This is a genomic window from Vibrio sp. ED002 (assembly GCF_023277445.1).
In the GTDB taxonomy this organism is placed as follows: Bacteria; Pseudomonadota; Gammaproteobacteria; order Enterobacterales; family Vibrionaceae; genus Vibrio; species Vibrio jasicida.
The window spans coordinates 775,828-789,678 of record NZ_CP080239.1 but is presented as its reverse complement, the minus strand read 5'-3'; the positions used below and the strand labels follow the sequence as shown (position 1 = coordinate 789,678).

Genomic DNA, 13,851 nt, shown 5'->3' with positions numbered 1-13,851 from the left:
GATGGCTTTAGAGGCGTCATTACTGGACAAACTAATCGACTCAGATCCGAATGTTCGTGAAGAGAAAGACTTTCCAGCAAGTTCTCAGTCCTTACTTAATAACTTATTAAGGGATGTTGAAGCCATGCTGAATAGTCGAATTGGTTGGCGTGAACTTCCTGATGATCTTTTAGAAGTTCGAGACTCCATTTTAAACTACGGTCTGCCAGACTTTTCTTCAATGCCATACAGCAGCCAAGAAGGGCAAAATCAGCTTTGTGAAATTGTCTGCGATGCAATAAAGGAGTTTGAACCGCGTCTAGAGTCTCCTTTGGTGAGTATTTTAGGTGAGAAAAGCGCCACAGATCGAACGCTGAGGTTAAAAATCACCGCAACCTGCCTAATTGGAAGCAATACCCACGAAGTCACATTTAACTCAGAAGTTGAACCGGTGAGCCTTGGTATGAAATTGAGTAGAACAAAATGAGTGAAGAGTTTCTAAAGTACTACAATCGCGAGTTGGCTTACTTACGCCATAAAGGACAGGAGTTCGGTGAGCAGTACCCTAAGATCGCGTCTCGTTTGAGAATAAGTGAAGAACAAGTCGAGGATCCTCATGTAGAGCGACTTCTTGAGGGGTGCGCATTTTTAACTGCGAGAATTCGCCAAAGTTTAGACAACAGCTACCCTCAATTCACAGAATCACTGCTGGGGCAACTCTACCCAGATTTTCACGCGCCAATTCCTTCCATGTCGATTGTGAAAATGACGTGCTCGGAATCCACCAATGCCTATTTTGATGTTGTCTCTGGTGAACGTGTTGTCATCGGCGCTCCAAGATTTAAAGAATGTGAATTTAGAACATGCTATGAAACGCGAATGTACCCATTACGCGTAAATGATTGCTCATTTGAAAATGCGCCTGTGAAACCTATGGGGTCTCGATGGGAGCAAGTGGCAAACTCGATGCTTAACGTTCAACTTCATGCCAATGATAGTGAAAGTGCAATTAACCTAATGGGCATCGACACCTTGAGGTTTTACCTCAATGGCCAACCTCAACTTACACAGAAGTTGTATCAAATGTTATTCCAAAATCTTGTTGGATTGTCGGTATCCGTTCAAGGGAAAGAAGTCGCATCGTATACGAAAAGGCATCTGAAATCTGTGGGGTTCTCGGATTCGGATAAAGTTGTGCCCTATGGCAAAAGAAGCTTCTCAGCGTCAAGAATGTTGGTTGAATACTTACACTTCCCAGAAAAATTTATGTTCTTTGACCTGATTGATTTAGAACTCAATAAACTTGATTTAGGCGAATCGATAAGCCTCTGTTTTTTCTTTGACTCCACAGACGACTGGTTACCGAAACAAGTCGACAACGAAAGCCTAATGCTCGGCTGTACTCCAGTCATTAACCTCTTTCAAAGTACCATGGAACCTAAACGTTTACTGCCATCTGAGTACGATTACCATTTGTCGCCTCAATACCAAGAAGCAGAGAGTAATGAAGTTGTTTCGATTACCAATGTGACGTTGAGAAACTGGAATAAGACTTATGAAAATTTGCCTTGCTATTATGCCGGTGAACATACGCACTACATGGGTAATAGTGACATTTATTGGTTAATGAGGCGAGAGGACAAAAACTGGGCTGGTGGATACGACGAACCCGGGCGAGAAACGTATCTGTCTTTTGTGGATAAAAAACATCAACTCTTTACTCCAGAGAACCGTGAAAATTGGCTTATGTACGTACAAGCGGAGTGTTGCAATCGGAACCTGCCGCAAAAACTTCCGTTTGGTGGTGGTTTACCAGAAGTATCATTACCTGACGTTAACGATAACTTTGAGTCAGTACGTTGTTTGGTGTCTTTATCTGAAACAGTGAGGCCTGAAATGGATGAAAGTACGCGGTGGCAACTGACCAAGCTACTCACACTGAATCATTTCACACAAGACGATGGACTGGCAGTGCTCAAACAGACCCTGAACCTATATGCTTTTTCTGGTACGGCAGAAACAAAGGCTCTGATTGATGCGCTTGTGAAACTCGAGTTTGAAAAAGTGGCCGGGAGAGTGAGCGAGCAAGGGAAAATGGGGTTTGCCCATGGTGTTAAATTGATTCTTACTGTATCAGACCAAATCCTCCTTAAAGAGCAAATATTCTTTTTAGGCTGTGTGTTATCAGTCTATCTCTCTCAGTACGCTGAAGTGAATATTTTTACTCAACTAGAAGTTAAGTTGAAGTCGACAGGTAAACGCTTTTATCAATGGCCATCGCTTACCGGCGATAAGGTTCTGCTATGAAGACTGAAGACTTTTATCGTCAATTGAAACAGCGTTCGTTGTTTGAAGCGTTACACTTGATTGAACAAGAAGTACTTCGAGTTGAGGCACAGTTAGGTTCCGATGCGCTACCTAGAGACGAAAAGATATCGATTAAGGTCAATCCTGCGTTAGGTTATGAGAATTCTCAGTTGTGTGCTGTGAAAGCGCTCAGCCAGAGCAAATTAAGGTTAGAGACAAACTTAATCGGATTAACGGGTGAGCAAGGTGTTTTGCCACAGCATTACAGCGAACTTGCATTGAATCGTCAAAAAGAAGGAGACAACGCAATGGTCGATTTCTATGACATTTTTAATCATCGGTTACTGTCTCTTTACTACCGTAGTTGGCAACTGACTCAACTTACTTCACAGGTTACTGCTCATTCGGTAGGACGACGATCGCCTCTTTGTAGCATGTTAGAGTCGGTGACAGGGCAAACCCAGCATCTTGCTAATCATTTTGCAGGGGTGTTTGCTTCATCGAATCGTAGTAAAAGTGCACTTAAAGGAATGCTCGAAAGCCTCTCAGGATGTGATGTCCGCTTACATGAATTTCAGGGGCAATGGTTGCACCTCACGGGAGAAGACCAAACTCGACTGGTTTCTCAAAGCATGCCGGAAGGTCAATTCGCTCAATTAGGCAGTGGTGCTTCAGTAGGATCTAAAGCTTGGAACATCAATGCGGGCGTGACAATTGAATTCTTCCCAAACACGACGAAACAAGTGAAGCAACTCTTACCTAATACACCTTGTGTGCATACGATGAAATCTATAACACACGATTTTCTTGGTAAGCATAAGCGCGTTAAATGGAAGTTAACGACTCAACATAAATACCTTCCTCAGGTTTGTATCTCAAAACAAGTCGGTCAATTGGGCATTGGTTCTGTATTGACGAAGCATAAGCGTACAAAAGACCGCAGAATAACAATTACCATTTAAAGGATTCACAATGGCTTTATTATCACTATCAGCGTTGGTTGAGAGGCTATCTCCGCATGCAAGAGAAACGTTAGAGCATGCTGCCGCAATGGCCAGCTCTCGTACTCATCATAGTATTGAAATGACGCACTGGTTAATTAGTATTATCCAACATCCGTCTGGGATATACGCGGACGCCTTTCGTAGCCAAAATATCGATGCTAGCCGAGTGGAGTCACAGTTGCTCGAACAGTTAGAAAAGTATCGAACAGGCTGCGATTCGGTCCCTGGGTTGTCTGAACATACCGTTACCATCATGCAAAATGCAATGATGATTACGACGATTGAATTTAATCAAGAGCAATTGAGTTGTATCCATTTATTAAGAGCTTACTTAACGGATGATACTTTGGTTGCAATGTTGAATCAGCCTAGCTCAGAATTAATGAAAATTGATGTAAACACATTGTTGGATGTTAATGAATCTGAATCAAAGCATCTCGCCTCTAACGAAGGGATTAGTAAGAGCAAAAACGCTGCACTTCACCAATTTACTGTTGACCTTACAGAGCAAGCAAAATTAGGGAAAATCGATCCCGTTGTCGGTCGAGATGACGAAATCCGTTTAATGATCGATATTTTGCTACGCCGCAGACAAAATAATCCAATCTTGACAGGTGAAGCTGGCGTCGGAAAAACTGCCGTTGTCGAAGGATTGGCGCAAAAAATTATCGATGGTGATGTTCCCTCTGCATTAATGAACGTTTCAATAAAATCGTTAGATATGGCACTACTGCAAGCAGGCGCGGGCATGAAAGGTGAATTTGAAAACCGATTAAAGAATGTGATTAAAGAAGTTAATCAATCGGAAACACCTATCATACTTTTCATTGATGAAGCCCATGGTTTGATTGGTGGTGGAGCGCAAGCAGGTCAAGGCGACGCGGCAAATATTTTGAAACCGGCGTTGGCCCGTGGCGAGCTTAGGACAATAGCGGCGACAACATGGGCGGAATATAAAAAGTATTTCGAGAAAGATGCAGCACTAACTCGACGTTTTCAAGTCGTTAAGATCGATGAACCTATGCCAGAAATTGCAATTGCAATGTTGCGAGGGTTGTTGGACGTGATGTCGAAACACCATGACGTGTATATCACAAATAAAGCTTTGGAAGCTGCTGTTCAACTTTCTGCACGATACATAAATGGTCGTCAATTGCCTGACAAGGCAGTTTCTGTTCTTGATACCGCATGCTCTCGTGTTGCTCTAAGCCAATCATCCACGCCAGGAACATTGGATAGTAAACGAAAAGATCTTCAAATAAGAGAGTTGGAACTTGACCAACTGTACAAAGAGTCTCAATTCGGTTCGGCGAATGACCATAAAATTTCTGATATTAAAGAAAAAATTAATGTTCTACATGGTGAGATTCTTGAATTAGAAGAAATTTGGCAAAAAGAAAAACAATGGGTCGATGAAGCAAAACTAATACGGCATAAGATTCAACTTCAGGAAGGTGAAGCTAATGAAGAAGACAAGAATCGTTTAGTAAGTATTGAGAAAGACTTAAGCTCAAACTCTCAACCTCTTGTCTTTTCACACGTTAGCGAAGCCTTAATTGCCGAGGTGATCTCAGATTGGACTGGTATCCCTTTAGGAAAACTGCAAGATGATGACATCAAAGCGGTTCTTACACTAAAAGAGACACTAAGTCATAGAGTGGTAGGGCAAGATCACGCACTCGAAGTCATGTCAGAGGTTATCAAAACTGCGAGCGCGCAACTCACTGATGAATCGAAACCTAATGGCGTTTTTCTGCTTACAGGCCCAAGTGGAGTCGGTAAGACAGAATCTGCGCTGGCGATAGCGGAAAAAGTGTATGGTAGCGAAGATAATGTTACGACAATCAATATGTCTGAGTTTAAAGAAGAACATAAAGTCTCTCTATTGTTAGGTTCACCTCCTGGTTATGTCGGTTATGGTGAGGGCGGGGTTCTCACAGAAGCGGTAAGACGTAGACCTTATAGTGTTATTTTATTGGATGAGATGGAAAAAGCGCACGCGGGTGTGCAAGACATTTTCTATCAGGTTTTCGATAAGGGCATGATCAAAGATGGTGAAGGAAGAGATATCGATTTTAAAAACACCATTATCATTATGACTGCCAATACAGGAACGGAGACGACAATGTCTCTATTTGAAGACCCTGAGTTAGCCCCAGAACCAACAGCTTTAAAAGAGGCGCTACGGGAGGATCTTCTGGGTGATTTTAAACCTGCGTTTTTAGGGCGAGTCAACGTACTTCCATATCTGCCGTTAAATAAAGAAGTATTAAGTAATATTGCTTCTTTAAAATTACAGAAAATATCCGACAGAATTCAAAGAAACTACAATGCCAAATTAACGTTTAGTGATTCATTAATAAATGATATAGTTAATAATAGCAATGAGTCAGGGAGTGGTGCTAGGGTAATACAAACTACGATTGAAAATACGCTGTTACCAAAAATTTCCCATGAGATATTGAGTTCTATTCTTAATGGTAAGACATTTGAGGAAATTAACGTTAATGGAGAAATTAAATCACTTAACGTCTCACTTATTTAACAGCGGTTTCAATGTAAAAATAAATTGAGACTCGCTTCATATTAACTTTATTTTTTGGAAAATAGTGCTTAATTAAATTCAAATTAAACGATATAAAAGAGCGTATTTAAAATAAAGTTTTTGATACATAAGTCATTAATTATCAATACCGATTTGATGATTAAATAACTACGCAATATGTCAATTATTAATGCTATAGGAGATTAGCATGCAGTCTAACACGTATCTTAAATATGCAGATATTAAAGGTGAAGCAACTGCTGAGCAGTACAAGGATCTAATTACACTACTATCTGTAGATTGGAGTGTTGGTCGTGAAATTTCATCATTCACAGGTACCGCAATGGACCGTGAAGCTAGCGCGACTCGCTTGTACGATTTAACTATCACCAAATTGCAAGATCGTTCATCACCAGATCTATTTAAAGAAGCAACGATTGGTAAAGGTAAACCTGCGGTATTCCATATTACTAAGCAGGGTGAAAAAGTAGAAGAAATCATGAAAATCGAACTTACTGATGCAATGATTTCTAATTACTCTGTTTCAATTCAAGATGATCGCCCGATTGAAACAATCACTATTTCATACACTGAAATGATGATGACAGTGACACCTACTGATGATAAGAACAATACATCAGCACCATTAGTATACGGTTACAGCGGTGTTAAAGGTCAACAAATGTAATTAATTTGCGGGGATCCTTTCCCCGCATTTTTTAAGAAGTGTACAATGAAAAAAGCAACTCAAGACAATAACTTCATTAGAATTTTTACACCATTTGGTGAGGATGCAATAATTCTGAATTCCTTCGAGTATAAAGAGGCTGCTTCAGAGCTTTTTTCATTGCATGCTTACGCTTATTTTAATGGGCAACAAGCTGAGTTAAATCAGATTATAGGCAAAGAAGTGACGATCAGTATGGATAATCATTCATTGGTATCGTTACAACCTAGATATTTTCATGGCGTAGTTTCTAGGGCTAAACTGTCTGGGACTCGAGTTTCGACTGTTGATAGGGGTGAGCAATATAAAAATATAGAGTTGATAATCGAACCAAAGTTATGCTTCTCAAATTATCGGACAAATTGCAGAATATTTCAGTATAGAGATGTGAAAGAGATCGTATCAGAAATTCTTGCTGAGCATGAAATTACCTTCAGTTTTAGGCTTACTAAAGCTTACACCAAATACACATATAAAGTGCAATACGAAGAATCTGATTTGGCCTTTGTAAGGCGAATTTTGGCGGAGGAAGGTATCGCGTTCTGTTTTTTACATTCCGATTCAGATCATGTCATAGAATTTTTTGACGATATCAGTTACTACACCCCTTCGGCAGAATTTATTGTAGAGCACTCAACTGGTAGCGCAGCATCTAGCCATATCTTCTCATGGAATGAAACTCAGTCCCTCACGACAAAAAGCAGTCATTTGTCCGGTTTCAATATGTTGAAGCCAAGCTCTTATCCGAAGCACTCTGCTAACGGGTCAACCAACTTCTTCACCGTTCCAGTCAGTGAGCATTACGAGTATTTGGCGGAGACTGAAACCAATGACCAATTCGCATTAAGAAACATGCATAACATCGAGTCATTGCAACAAAATGTTTATCAATGCATGGGGGAAACGAGTTGTCGATCATTTGCGGTTGGAACGTGTTTTAAGTTCAAAAAACATGAAGATAAAAGTCGAATTGGTAAAGAGTATGTGCTGTCTTCTGTCTCCGTTTCAGCTTCGGTATTCAATCAGACAGGTCAGGGTGGTACCGCCAACCAAGGCGTGAGAGTTGCTTTTTATTGTGTTGATTCAAAAACGATATTGCGTCCATTAGCTAGGCTTGGAAAACCACAAGTTCGAGGCCTTCAAACGGCCATAGTGACAGGAAACAAAGAAGGTGAAATCTACATAGATAAGCATGGGCGAATCAAAGTTCAGTTCCACTGGGATCGTCAAGGAGAGTATGACGCAAACAGTTCATGTTGGATACGTGTTGCTCAGACAGTAGCAGGAAATGGTTGGGGGAGTGCTTTTCATCCTAGAGTAGGACAAGAGGTTATTGTTGACTTCGTTAACGGTGATCCAGACCAACCTATCGTCACGGGTTCTTTGTATAACGGTAACCAAGGAACACCGTTTAGCTTGCCGGATCAAGCATCCCAAAGTGGTTACAAATCTCGATCAGTGCAGAAAGGTGGCAGCAATTTTAACGAATTACGTTTTGACGACAAACCTGGTGAAGAGCACGTCTATTTACACGCCGAAAAATTATTTCAAATGTTGGTAGAAGATTGCGCGGAAATTACCGTTGAAAATAACAAAACGGAAACCGTGACCAACAATGTAACGCAGGACATCGGCCAAAACTCGACGCTTAACGTTGGAAAAAATCATAAAACTGACGTTGGTGAGGCCTTGTCGGTTTGCGCTGGGAAGAGTATCGAAATTAAAGTTGGCGGAGCGTCGATACAAATGTCTAGCTCTGGGGACATCAATATTAAAGGAAATAAGATCTCGATCAACGGCTCCACTATCGGTCTGAAAGCTGGCCAAATATCTTTGAACTAGGGAGAAAGCAAATGGGAAAACCCGCTGCTGTCTTAGGAAGTCATCACGTCTGTCCAGCTAAAACCGGAAAAGTACCTCATCAGGGCGGCCCTGTAGCGATAGGTTCTGCAAACGTAAAAATTTCAGGTATTCCAGCTGCGAGGCAAGGCGATAAGCTAGTATGCGTTGGACCTCCTGATAGTGTTTCTTCGGGCTCCTCCAGCGTTAAGATCAATGGAAAACCGGCAGCCAGACTAGGAGACTCTACCGCCCATGGTGGAAAAATTGTCGCTGGCGTCACTACGGTTTTAATTGGGGGATAAATGCCGATCATATTTGACCCTGTTTTTTGTGTTCTAAACGGAAGAGAATTCTCTATTGAACAATATGCTAACAACACACTTAACGTGTCTGATGATGCTATACGTGTAAAGAGTCATGCCAATAATTTGGAAGATAGGGTTCAATCGTTACTCGAGAATCTTAGTCATCACATTCATGGTTTTGACATTCAAGCGCCGGTGTGTGTGTTACTTCCTCGGGTATCATGCAAGTCAGTGCTGAAGCGTATTTCCTCCGTTATTTTGTCGTTGTTTAATCTTGAAGCTAATCCACTTATTCGTTTCTATCCGTATGGTGAAGCGTCGCTCTTAATGGCATTGAGTCAATTGGAAGAGCTTAGTCATCAAAACACAGTTCCATGGATTATTGCGATCAACCTTGCACAGGGTTCAAGCAGCAAGTTTGATGTATATGATTCATTAGTTGTGGCGCGTTGCATTGCGGTTAAAGAGGGGCTTAACGTTCGGACTCAATCAATAGATCTCGAACTTACGCCATTAAATACGGCGACAGATAATATCGTTCGGCAGTTAGGCAACGCTTCTGAACAAAGCTTTGATGAACTCTTATTGTCTATAGGAATTGAAGAAGAGCCACAATGGCTCAACTCGATTCACTTTTTGTCTTCATGGATTAGTGCGGAGACTCGATACATCTTTTCCGATTCCCGAACAGGCCCTTTAGGGGCGTGTGGTGGTCTTCTAAAAGCACTCTCTCTCTGTCATCGACAACGCGTTAAACATGTCGAGAACTTTCAAGTCTTACAAGTGGATATAGAGACTCAAGGCTATGCCATTGGCACGATTTTCAATTGGTGTAGTGAGTAAAGATTTAAAATGAACGCACAAAGGATTGTTAAGCTCACAACGCTGGACGGCGAAGCCTATTTGTTTTCTTCGCATCAACCCCCATTTGGTAAACAGGAACGATTCACGTCTGTCAGAGCGGCTGAAATCTTTGTCGAACGTTTTTATTACTCTGCGTTTGATGAACTCAGAGAAATTGCGTCTTGGTCTACTGCGACCACGTATTTCTCCGCAGAGATGAAAGAGCTCACTGACGAGGACCTTTATAAGCGTATTGCTGAGAGTTTATTTGAGCAATCGTTGTTCGCCTTTCAGACACCTCAACAAGCGCCTAGTACCTATTACCCCCCAACAGAGATACCTACTGATCTAATTGCCAAGACGAACGATAAAAAAGCAAAGTCGACAGATGACAGTCCTCATAAAAGCGAGAGTAAAAGTAGTGATACTCCCCAAAATGAGAGCAGTAAAAAACATGCAAAAGCAGGTGATCCTGTCTCTTTGGTAACGGGCGAAGAAAACTTAACACTAACTGATGTGCGACTACCTTTCGGCTTAGTGTGGCAGCGGACTTACCGATCTTCGCTTTCTGATAAAAATACAGGACTTGGTTTTGGTTGGCGACATATCTTCCAGTATGAACTGAAGGATGTACTGGATGAGAAAGAACAGATTATTGGCTGGCTCTTTGTAGATGAAATGGGAGACTCCATCTTATTTCCCCCTGTTTCTAAAGGAGGGGTGAGTTACCAAACTTATACCGATTCGACTTGCCAATATCATCCAAATGGTTATCGATTGGTTACGATAAATGGCAGTGTACAAGTCAAGTTTGTTCAAGTAGAGGAGCTCTGGTTAGCTAGTGAGATTCGACTTGGGCTCATGAAAACGGTAAATCTAGAATATTCACGTAATCACCGTATCACCCAAGTAAACGTCAATCGACAAGCAAAACTTGAATTACAATATAACAAGCAAGGATTACTTGTTGAAATACGCCATCCTACAACCCTAGCTACTCTAGCTGAGTATCAATATGACCGTACCTTTTGTTTAACCAGGGCCACGGATGAACATCGGCAAGCAGAATCTTATCAATATAGTGATACCTGTTTACTAACTAGACGAACACGTGCAACAGGATTTTCGCATTATTTTGACTGGATAGGTCGAGGCGTGAGTGCTAAGTGCGTAAGTAATTGGGCGGATGATGGCGCGTATCGATATACTTTTGAGTTCCAACCGACTCAATCGACTGTTGTCGATCCGAGAGGTCATGCATGGCGATACAAACACAATGAACAAGGAAAGTTGCTTGAGCGTGAAAGCCCTGAATCAAGACGCTGGGTATATGAATATGATTCGAAAGGGCACTTGGTAAATGAAGTATCACCGGATGGCTGCTACGTCACTTACGCCTATAATCAATTTGGGCAACTAAAAAACAAACGGCATTCTTCAGGTGCAACGGAACATTTTGACTATGATGAATTCGGTTGTAGTACGAGACATCAGTTGCCTGACGGTGAAACCATTGAAAACCAATTTAACGCGCTCGGCCAACTGGTTTGGCAACAAAGTAAAGAAGGTAAACAAGAGCGATACCGATACGATAAACATGGCCGCTTAGTTGAAAAGGTTATTGACGCTGGCGCATGTGTTCAATGGTGGTGGGATGATGAGCATCAACTTAGAGCGAAGAAAACCAATAAAAGTCTCTTTCGCTACAGTTATGATGAACATGACCTTGTAAATGGAATCGCTTATCCGGAAGGTCTTGTCTCCGGCTTTGAGCGCAATCAAAATCGTCTACTTACCCGTCTGTATTTTCAGAATTCGAAAGATGAAATTTTACGCGAACATCGATACGAATATGACGACTACGGCCGTGTCAAACTTATCAGTACACCGAGAGGGGAAGTAGAGATCAATTGGAGCAGCCTTGCTCAACCTGTAGAGGTTTTTAAACAAAATAAAAGCGTCATGTCGTTCTCTTATGACGAAGAAAGGAACCTTAAAACTATCGAGCGTTCCGATGGTTGTAAGTACGAATTTGCATATACACCTGATGGACAAATTCAGTCGACGATAAACTTCGACCAAATACATACAAGTTATACCTACGATAAGGCTGAGCGACTAAGCAAGATTAGGCGCCGGACTAACCAAGTTAGCTTTCGTTATGATGACCTTGGGCGAGTCGTCAATATTCGAGCAATTGGAAGCGGAAAGGGAGTAGAAAACCATTTCCAATATAGCTTAGGCGGTAAACTAATCCACGTGCATAATCGCTTCTCGATGTCTTCTTATACCTATAAAGATACAAAATTGGTAAGTGAACAGCAGGGACGCTATTCCTTCCACAACAGATATCTTAATAACGGTTTACTCCAGTCCCAATGTTATAGTGACGGTACTGAAATCTCCTACCAATACGACGAGTACGGTGTGGTGTGTTCCATTTCTATTCAAGGGGGGGCGCACACCACAATACAGTTTAAATACGATGACTTACAGCGAATAACTCGTATTAAGTATGGCACTAAAGGGGAAACAAAAGAGTTTGATGGATTAGGAAGACTAAAGCGTCAAATATGGGAGAGTTTGGAGCGAAAGTATCATTACAACGCACAGCATCTTTTATCTCTTATCGTCGACAGTGAGAAGGGGCCCCAACATTATCAATATGATGACCTCGGCCATTTAGAAAGGGTAAAGACGCAAACCTCTGAGGAGTCATACATCTATGACAGTTTTGGCAACTTTAATGATGAAGGTGCACAGCTAGAATATGACCGCCTTGTTGAATACCATGGCGTCAGGTACGACTACGACGAACTAGGTAACAGAACCAGTAGTCAAGGTAATGGATTAGAGCAGCGCTGTACTTACGATGCTAAAGGCCAGCTAATTTTTGTCGAGAGCGAAGGGCGTTTATGTCAATTCGAATACGACGCACTAGGCCGAAGAATCAAGAAAATCAGTGAAAATGGCACCACTGAATTTATTTGGCAAGGAAGTCATTTAGTCGGCGAGTATTCTCGTTCGGGTTATCGGTGGTATCTATATCAACCAAACAGTTTTGTTCCGCTTGCTCTTATTGAAAACGGTGAGTGTTATTTTTACCAATGTAATCAAATCGGAACCCCAGAACGTTTGGTGGACTCGAAAGGGCAGGTAGTTTGGCAAGCAGCATACGATACCTTTGGATTTGCTCACGTTGCAATCGAGACGGTTAAAAACAACCTTCGCTTACAGGGGCAGTACTTCGATATTGAGACTGGTCTGCACTACAACTTAGCACGCTACTACGACCCTCAAATAGGTCGATTTATCCAACCCGACCCCCTAGGGCTGCTTGGTGGAACCAACCACTATCAATTCGCACCAAACCCTGTCTCGTGGGTTGATCCTCTGGGTTTATGTGCAAAAGAGGATGCGCATACAGTTCTAGCAGGGCATAACGATAATGCTCCGGAGAGGATGGTCTACGAAAAAGCAGCGGTTAATATTTCTGGGCCAACGATTGAGGAACTTATCGCAGATCCGACTTTACAGGGTATTAACGCTGTAAATATCGATCCAATATCGATGATGGTCGAAGGGATTGAAGATATGATAAATGCAGGGAACGCATTTATCGATAATCCTTCATTCTCTACTGCAACGAGTATGGCTATCACCGCAATACCAGGCAGATATGCGGAAAAAGTTGTCGATGAACTGCCGCTGAAAAAACTCGATAACGCCATGGTGAAGTCTTTGAGCACCATGAAGCGATTTAAAGTGCCTTGTTTTGAACCTGGGGCAACGATTAAAGGTAAGTTCAAAGGCAAAGAGCGTGAATTGGAAAGTCATTTTGCTCGCCAACTAAGGCATCAAGAAGCGGGTCTTAATGACTTGACCGTGGGGGAATACATCGAAAATCGCAATCGTTACAAAGAAATGAAACGAGCGGGAACGGGTATGGCTCAGGAGGATTTCAGAAAGCAGTTTTCTCGTCAATTGAATAGTTCGCTAGCTGAAAGCTTTAAGTTGAAAATGAGCCCTATGGACGCCAAAAAAGCGGCGAAACAAAGAACATCTGAGATTATGGATAACCTTGCGGCTTTGCATGATCCAGATATGATTGCAGGCGGGGCTGACAAGGTGAATAGGATGGGGAATAAAGGGGTTAACTCCTCAATTGGCTCTCAGTGGCGCACAAAGTCGCGCTTAACTCAGATGGATGAGCAAGCACAACGTGCATTTGAAAACCTAGGACCAGATGCCAAAATGAATGTTTCGCTGGAGCGCTGCCCATTACGTGGAATTAAATAA

The 13,851-nt window shown here is 42.0% G+C and carries 9 protein-coding genes; all 9 read left to right on the top strand.

Annotated elements, in window-relative coordinates:
* Nucleotide 1: 1 nt before the first annotated feature.
* Nucleotides 2–466: a type VI secretion system baseplate subunit TssE gene (gene tssE, locus ITG12_RS20335; RefSeq protein WP_038867691.1), complete on the top strand. Its 465-nt coding sequence runs from the start codon at nt 2–4 to the stop codon at nt 464–466.
* Nucleotides 463–2,286 carry a type VI secretion system baseplate subunit TssF gene (gene tssF, locus ITG12_RS20330; protein ID WP_248874912.1) on the top strand — a complete coding sequence of 608 codons (1,824 nt, stop codon included), beginning with the start codon at nt 463–465 and terminating at the stop codon, nt 2,284–2,286. The genes tssE and tssF overlap by 4 nt, the downstream gene beginning before the upstream one ends.
* A complete protein-coding gene (gene tssG / locus ITG12_RS20325) occupies nt 2,283–3,248 on the top strand; it encodes a type VI secretion system baseplate subunit TssG (RefSeq protein WP_038878430.1) in 966 nt (321 codons plus the stop codon). Before tssF ends, tssG begins: the two co-directional genes overlap by 4 nt.
* A gap of 10 nt (nt 3,249–3,258) precedes the next feature.
* Nucleotides 3,259–5,835, top strand: a complete 2,577-nt coding sequence (tssH, locus tag ITG12_RS20320) for a type VI secretion system ATPase TssH (RefSeq protein ID WP_038867687.1) — start codon at nt 3,259–3,261, stop codon at nt 5,833–5,835.
* A gap of 208 nt (nt 5,836–6,043) precedes the next feature.
* Nucleotides 6,044–6,523 carry a type VI secretion system tube protein Hcp gene (locus tag ITG12_RS20315; protein WP_038867685.1) on the top strand — a complete coding sequence of 160 codons (480 nt, stop codon included), beginning with the start codon at nt 6,044–6,046 and terminating at the stop codon, nt 6,521–6,523.
* 45 nt (nt 6,524–6,568) lie between these two features.
* On the top strand, nt 6,569–8,404 hold the full coding sequence (gene tssI, locus ITG12_RS20310) for a type VI secretion system tip protein TssI/VgrG (protein ID WP_038878428.1): 1,836 nt from the start codon (nt 6,569–6,571) through the stop codon (nt 8,402–8,404).
* A gap of 11 nt (nt 8,405–8,415) precedes the next feature.
* Nucleotides 8,416–8,706 carry a PAAR domain-containing protein gene (locus ITG12_RS20305; protein ID WP_038867681.1) on the top strand — a complete coding sequence of 97 codons (291 nt, stop codon included), beginning with the start codon at nt 8,416–8,418 and terminating at the stop codon, nt 8,704–8,706.
* The gene (locus ITG12_RS20300; protein WP_038878425.1) at nt 8,707–9,552 is read left to right on the top strand and encodes a hypothetical protein; all 846 of its coding nucleotides are present in this window, start codon (nt 8,707–8,709) and stop codon (nt 9,550–9,552) included. It abuts the gene before it with no gap.
* A gap of 9 nt (nt 9,553–9,561) precedes the next feature.
* Nucleotides 9,562–13,851 (top strand): polymorphic toxin type 15 domain-containing protein, encoded by a 4,290-nt coding sequence (locus ITG12_RS20295; RefSeq protein ID WP_050568841.1) that lies wholly within the window; start codon nt 9,562–9,564, stop codon nt 13,849–13,851.

Bases quoted from the DNA above. Each gene is read 5' to 3' on its own strand.
- ITG12_RS20315 (WP_038867685.1), top strand. From the start codon at position 6,044: ATGCAGTCTAACACGTATCTTAAATATGCAGATATTAAAGGTGAAGCA.
- tssH (WP_038867687.1), top strand. From the start codon at position 3,259: ATGGCTTTATTATCACTATCAGCGTTGGTTGAGAGGCTATCTCCGCAT.
- ITG12_RS20300 (WP_038878425.1), top strand. From the start codon at position 8,707: ATGCCGATCATATTTGACCCTGTTTTTTGTGTTCTAAACGGAAGAGAA.
- tssF (WP_248874912.1), top strand. From the start codon at position 463: ATGAGTGAAGAGTTTCTAAAGTACTACAATCGCGAGTTGGCTTACTTA.
- tssI (WP_038878428.1), top strand. From the start codon at position 6,569: ATGAAAAAAGCAACTCAAGACAATAACTTCATTAGAATTTTTACACCA.
- tssE (WP_038867691.1), top strand. From the start codon at position 2: ATGGCTTTAGAGGCGTCATTACTGGACAAACTAATCGACTCAGATCCG.
- ITG12_RS20305 (WP_038867681.1), top strand. From the start codon at position 8,416: ATGGGAAAACCCGCTGCTGTCTTAGGAAGTCATCACGTCTGTCCAGCT.
- tssG (WP_038878430.1), top strand. From the start codon at position 2,283: ATGAAGACTGAAGACTTTTATCGTCAATTGAAACAGCGTTCGTTGTTT.
- ITG12_RS20295 (WP_050568841.1), top strand. From the start codon at position 9,562: ATGAACGCACAAAGGATTGTTAAGCTCACAACGCTGGACGGCGAAGCC.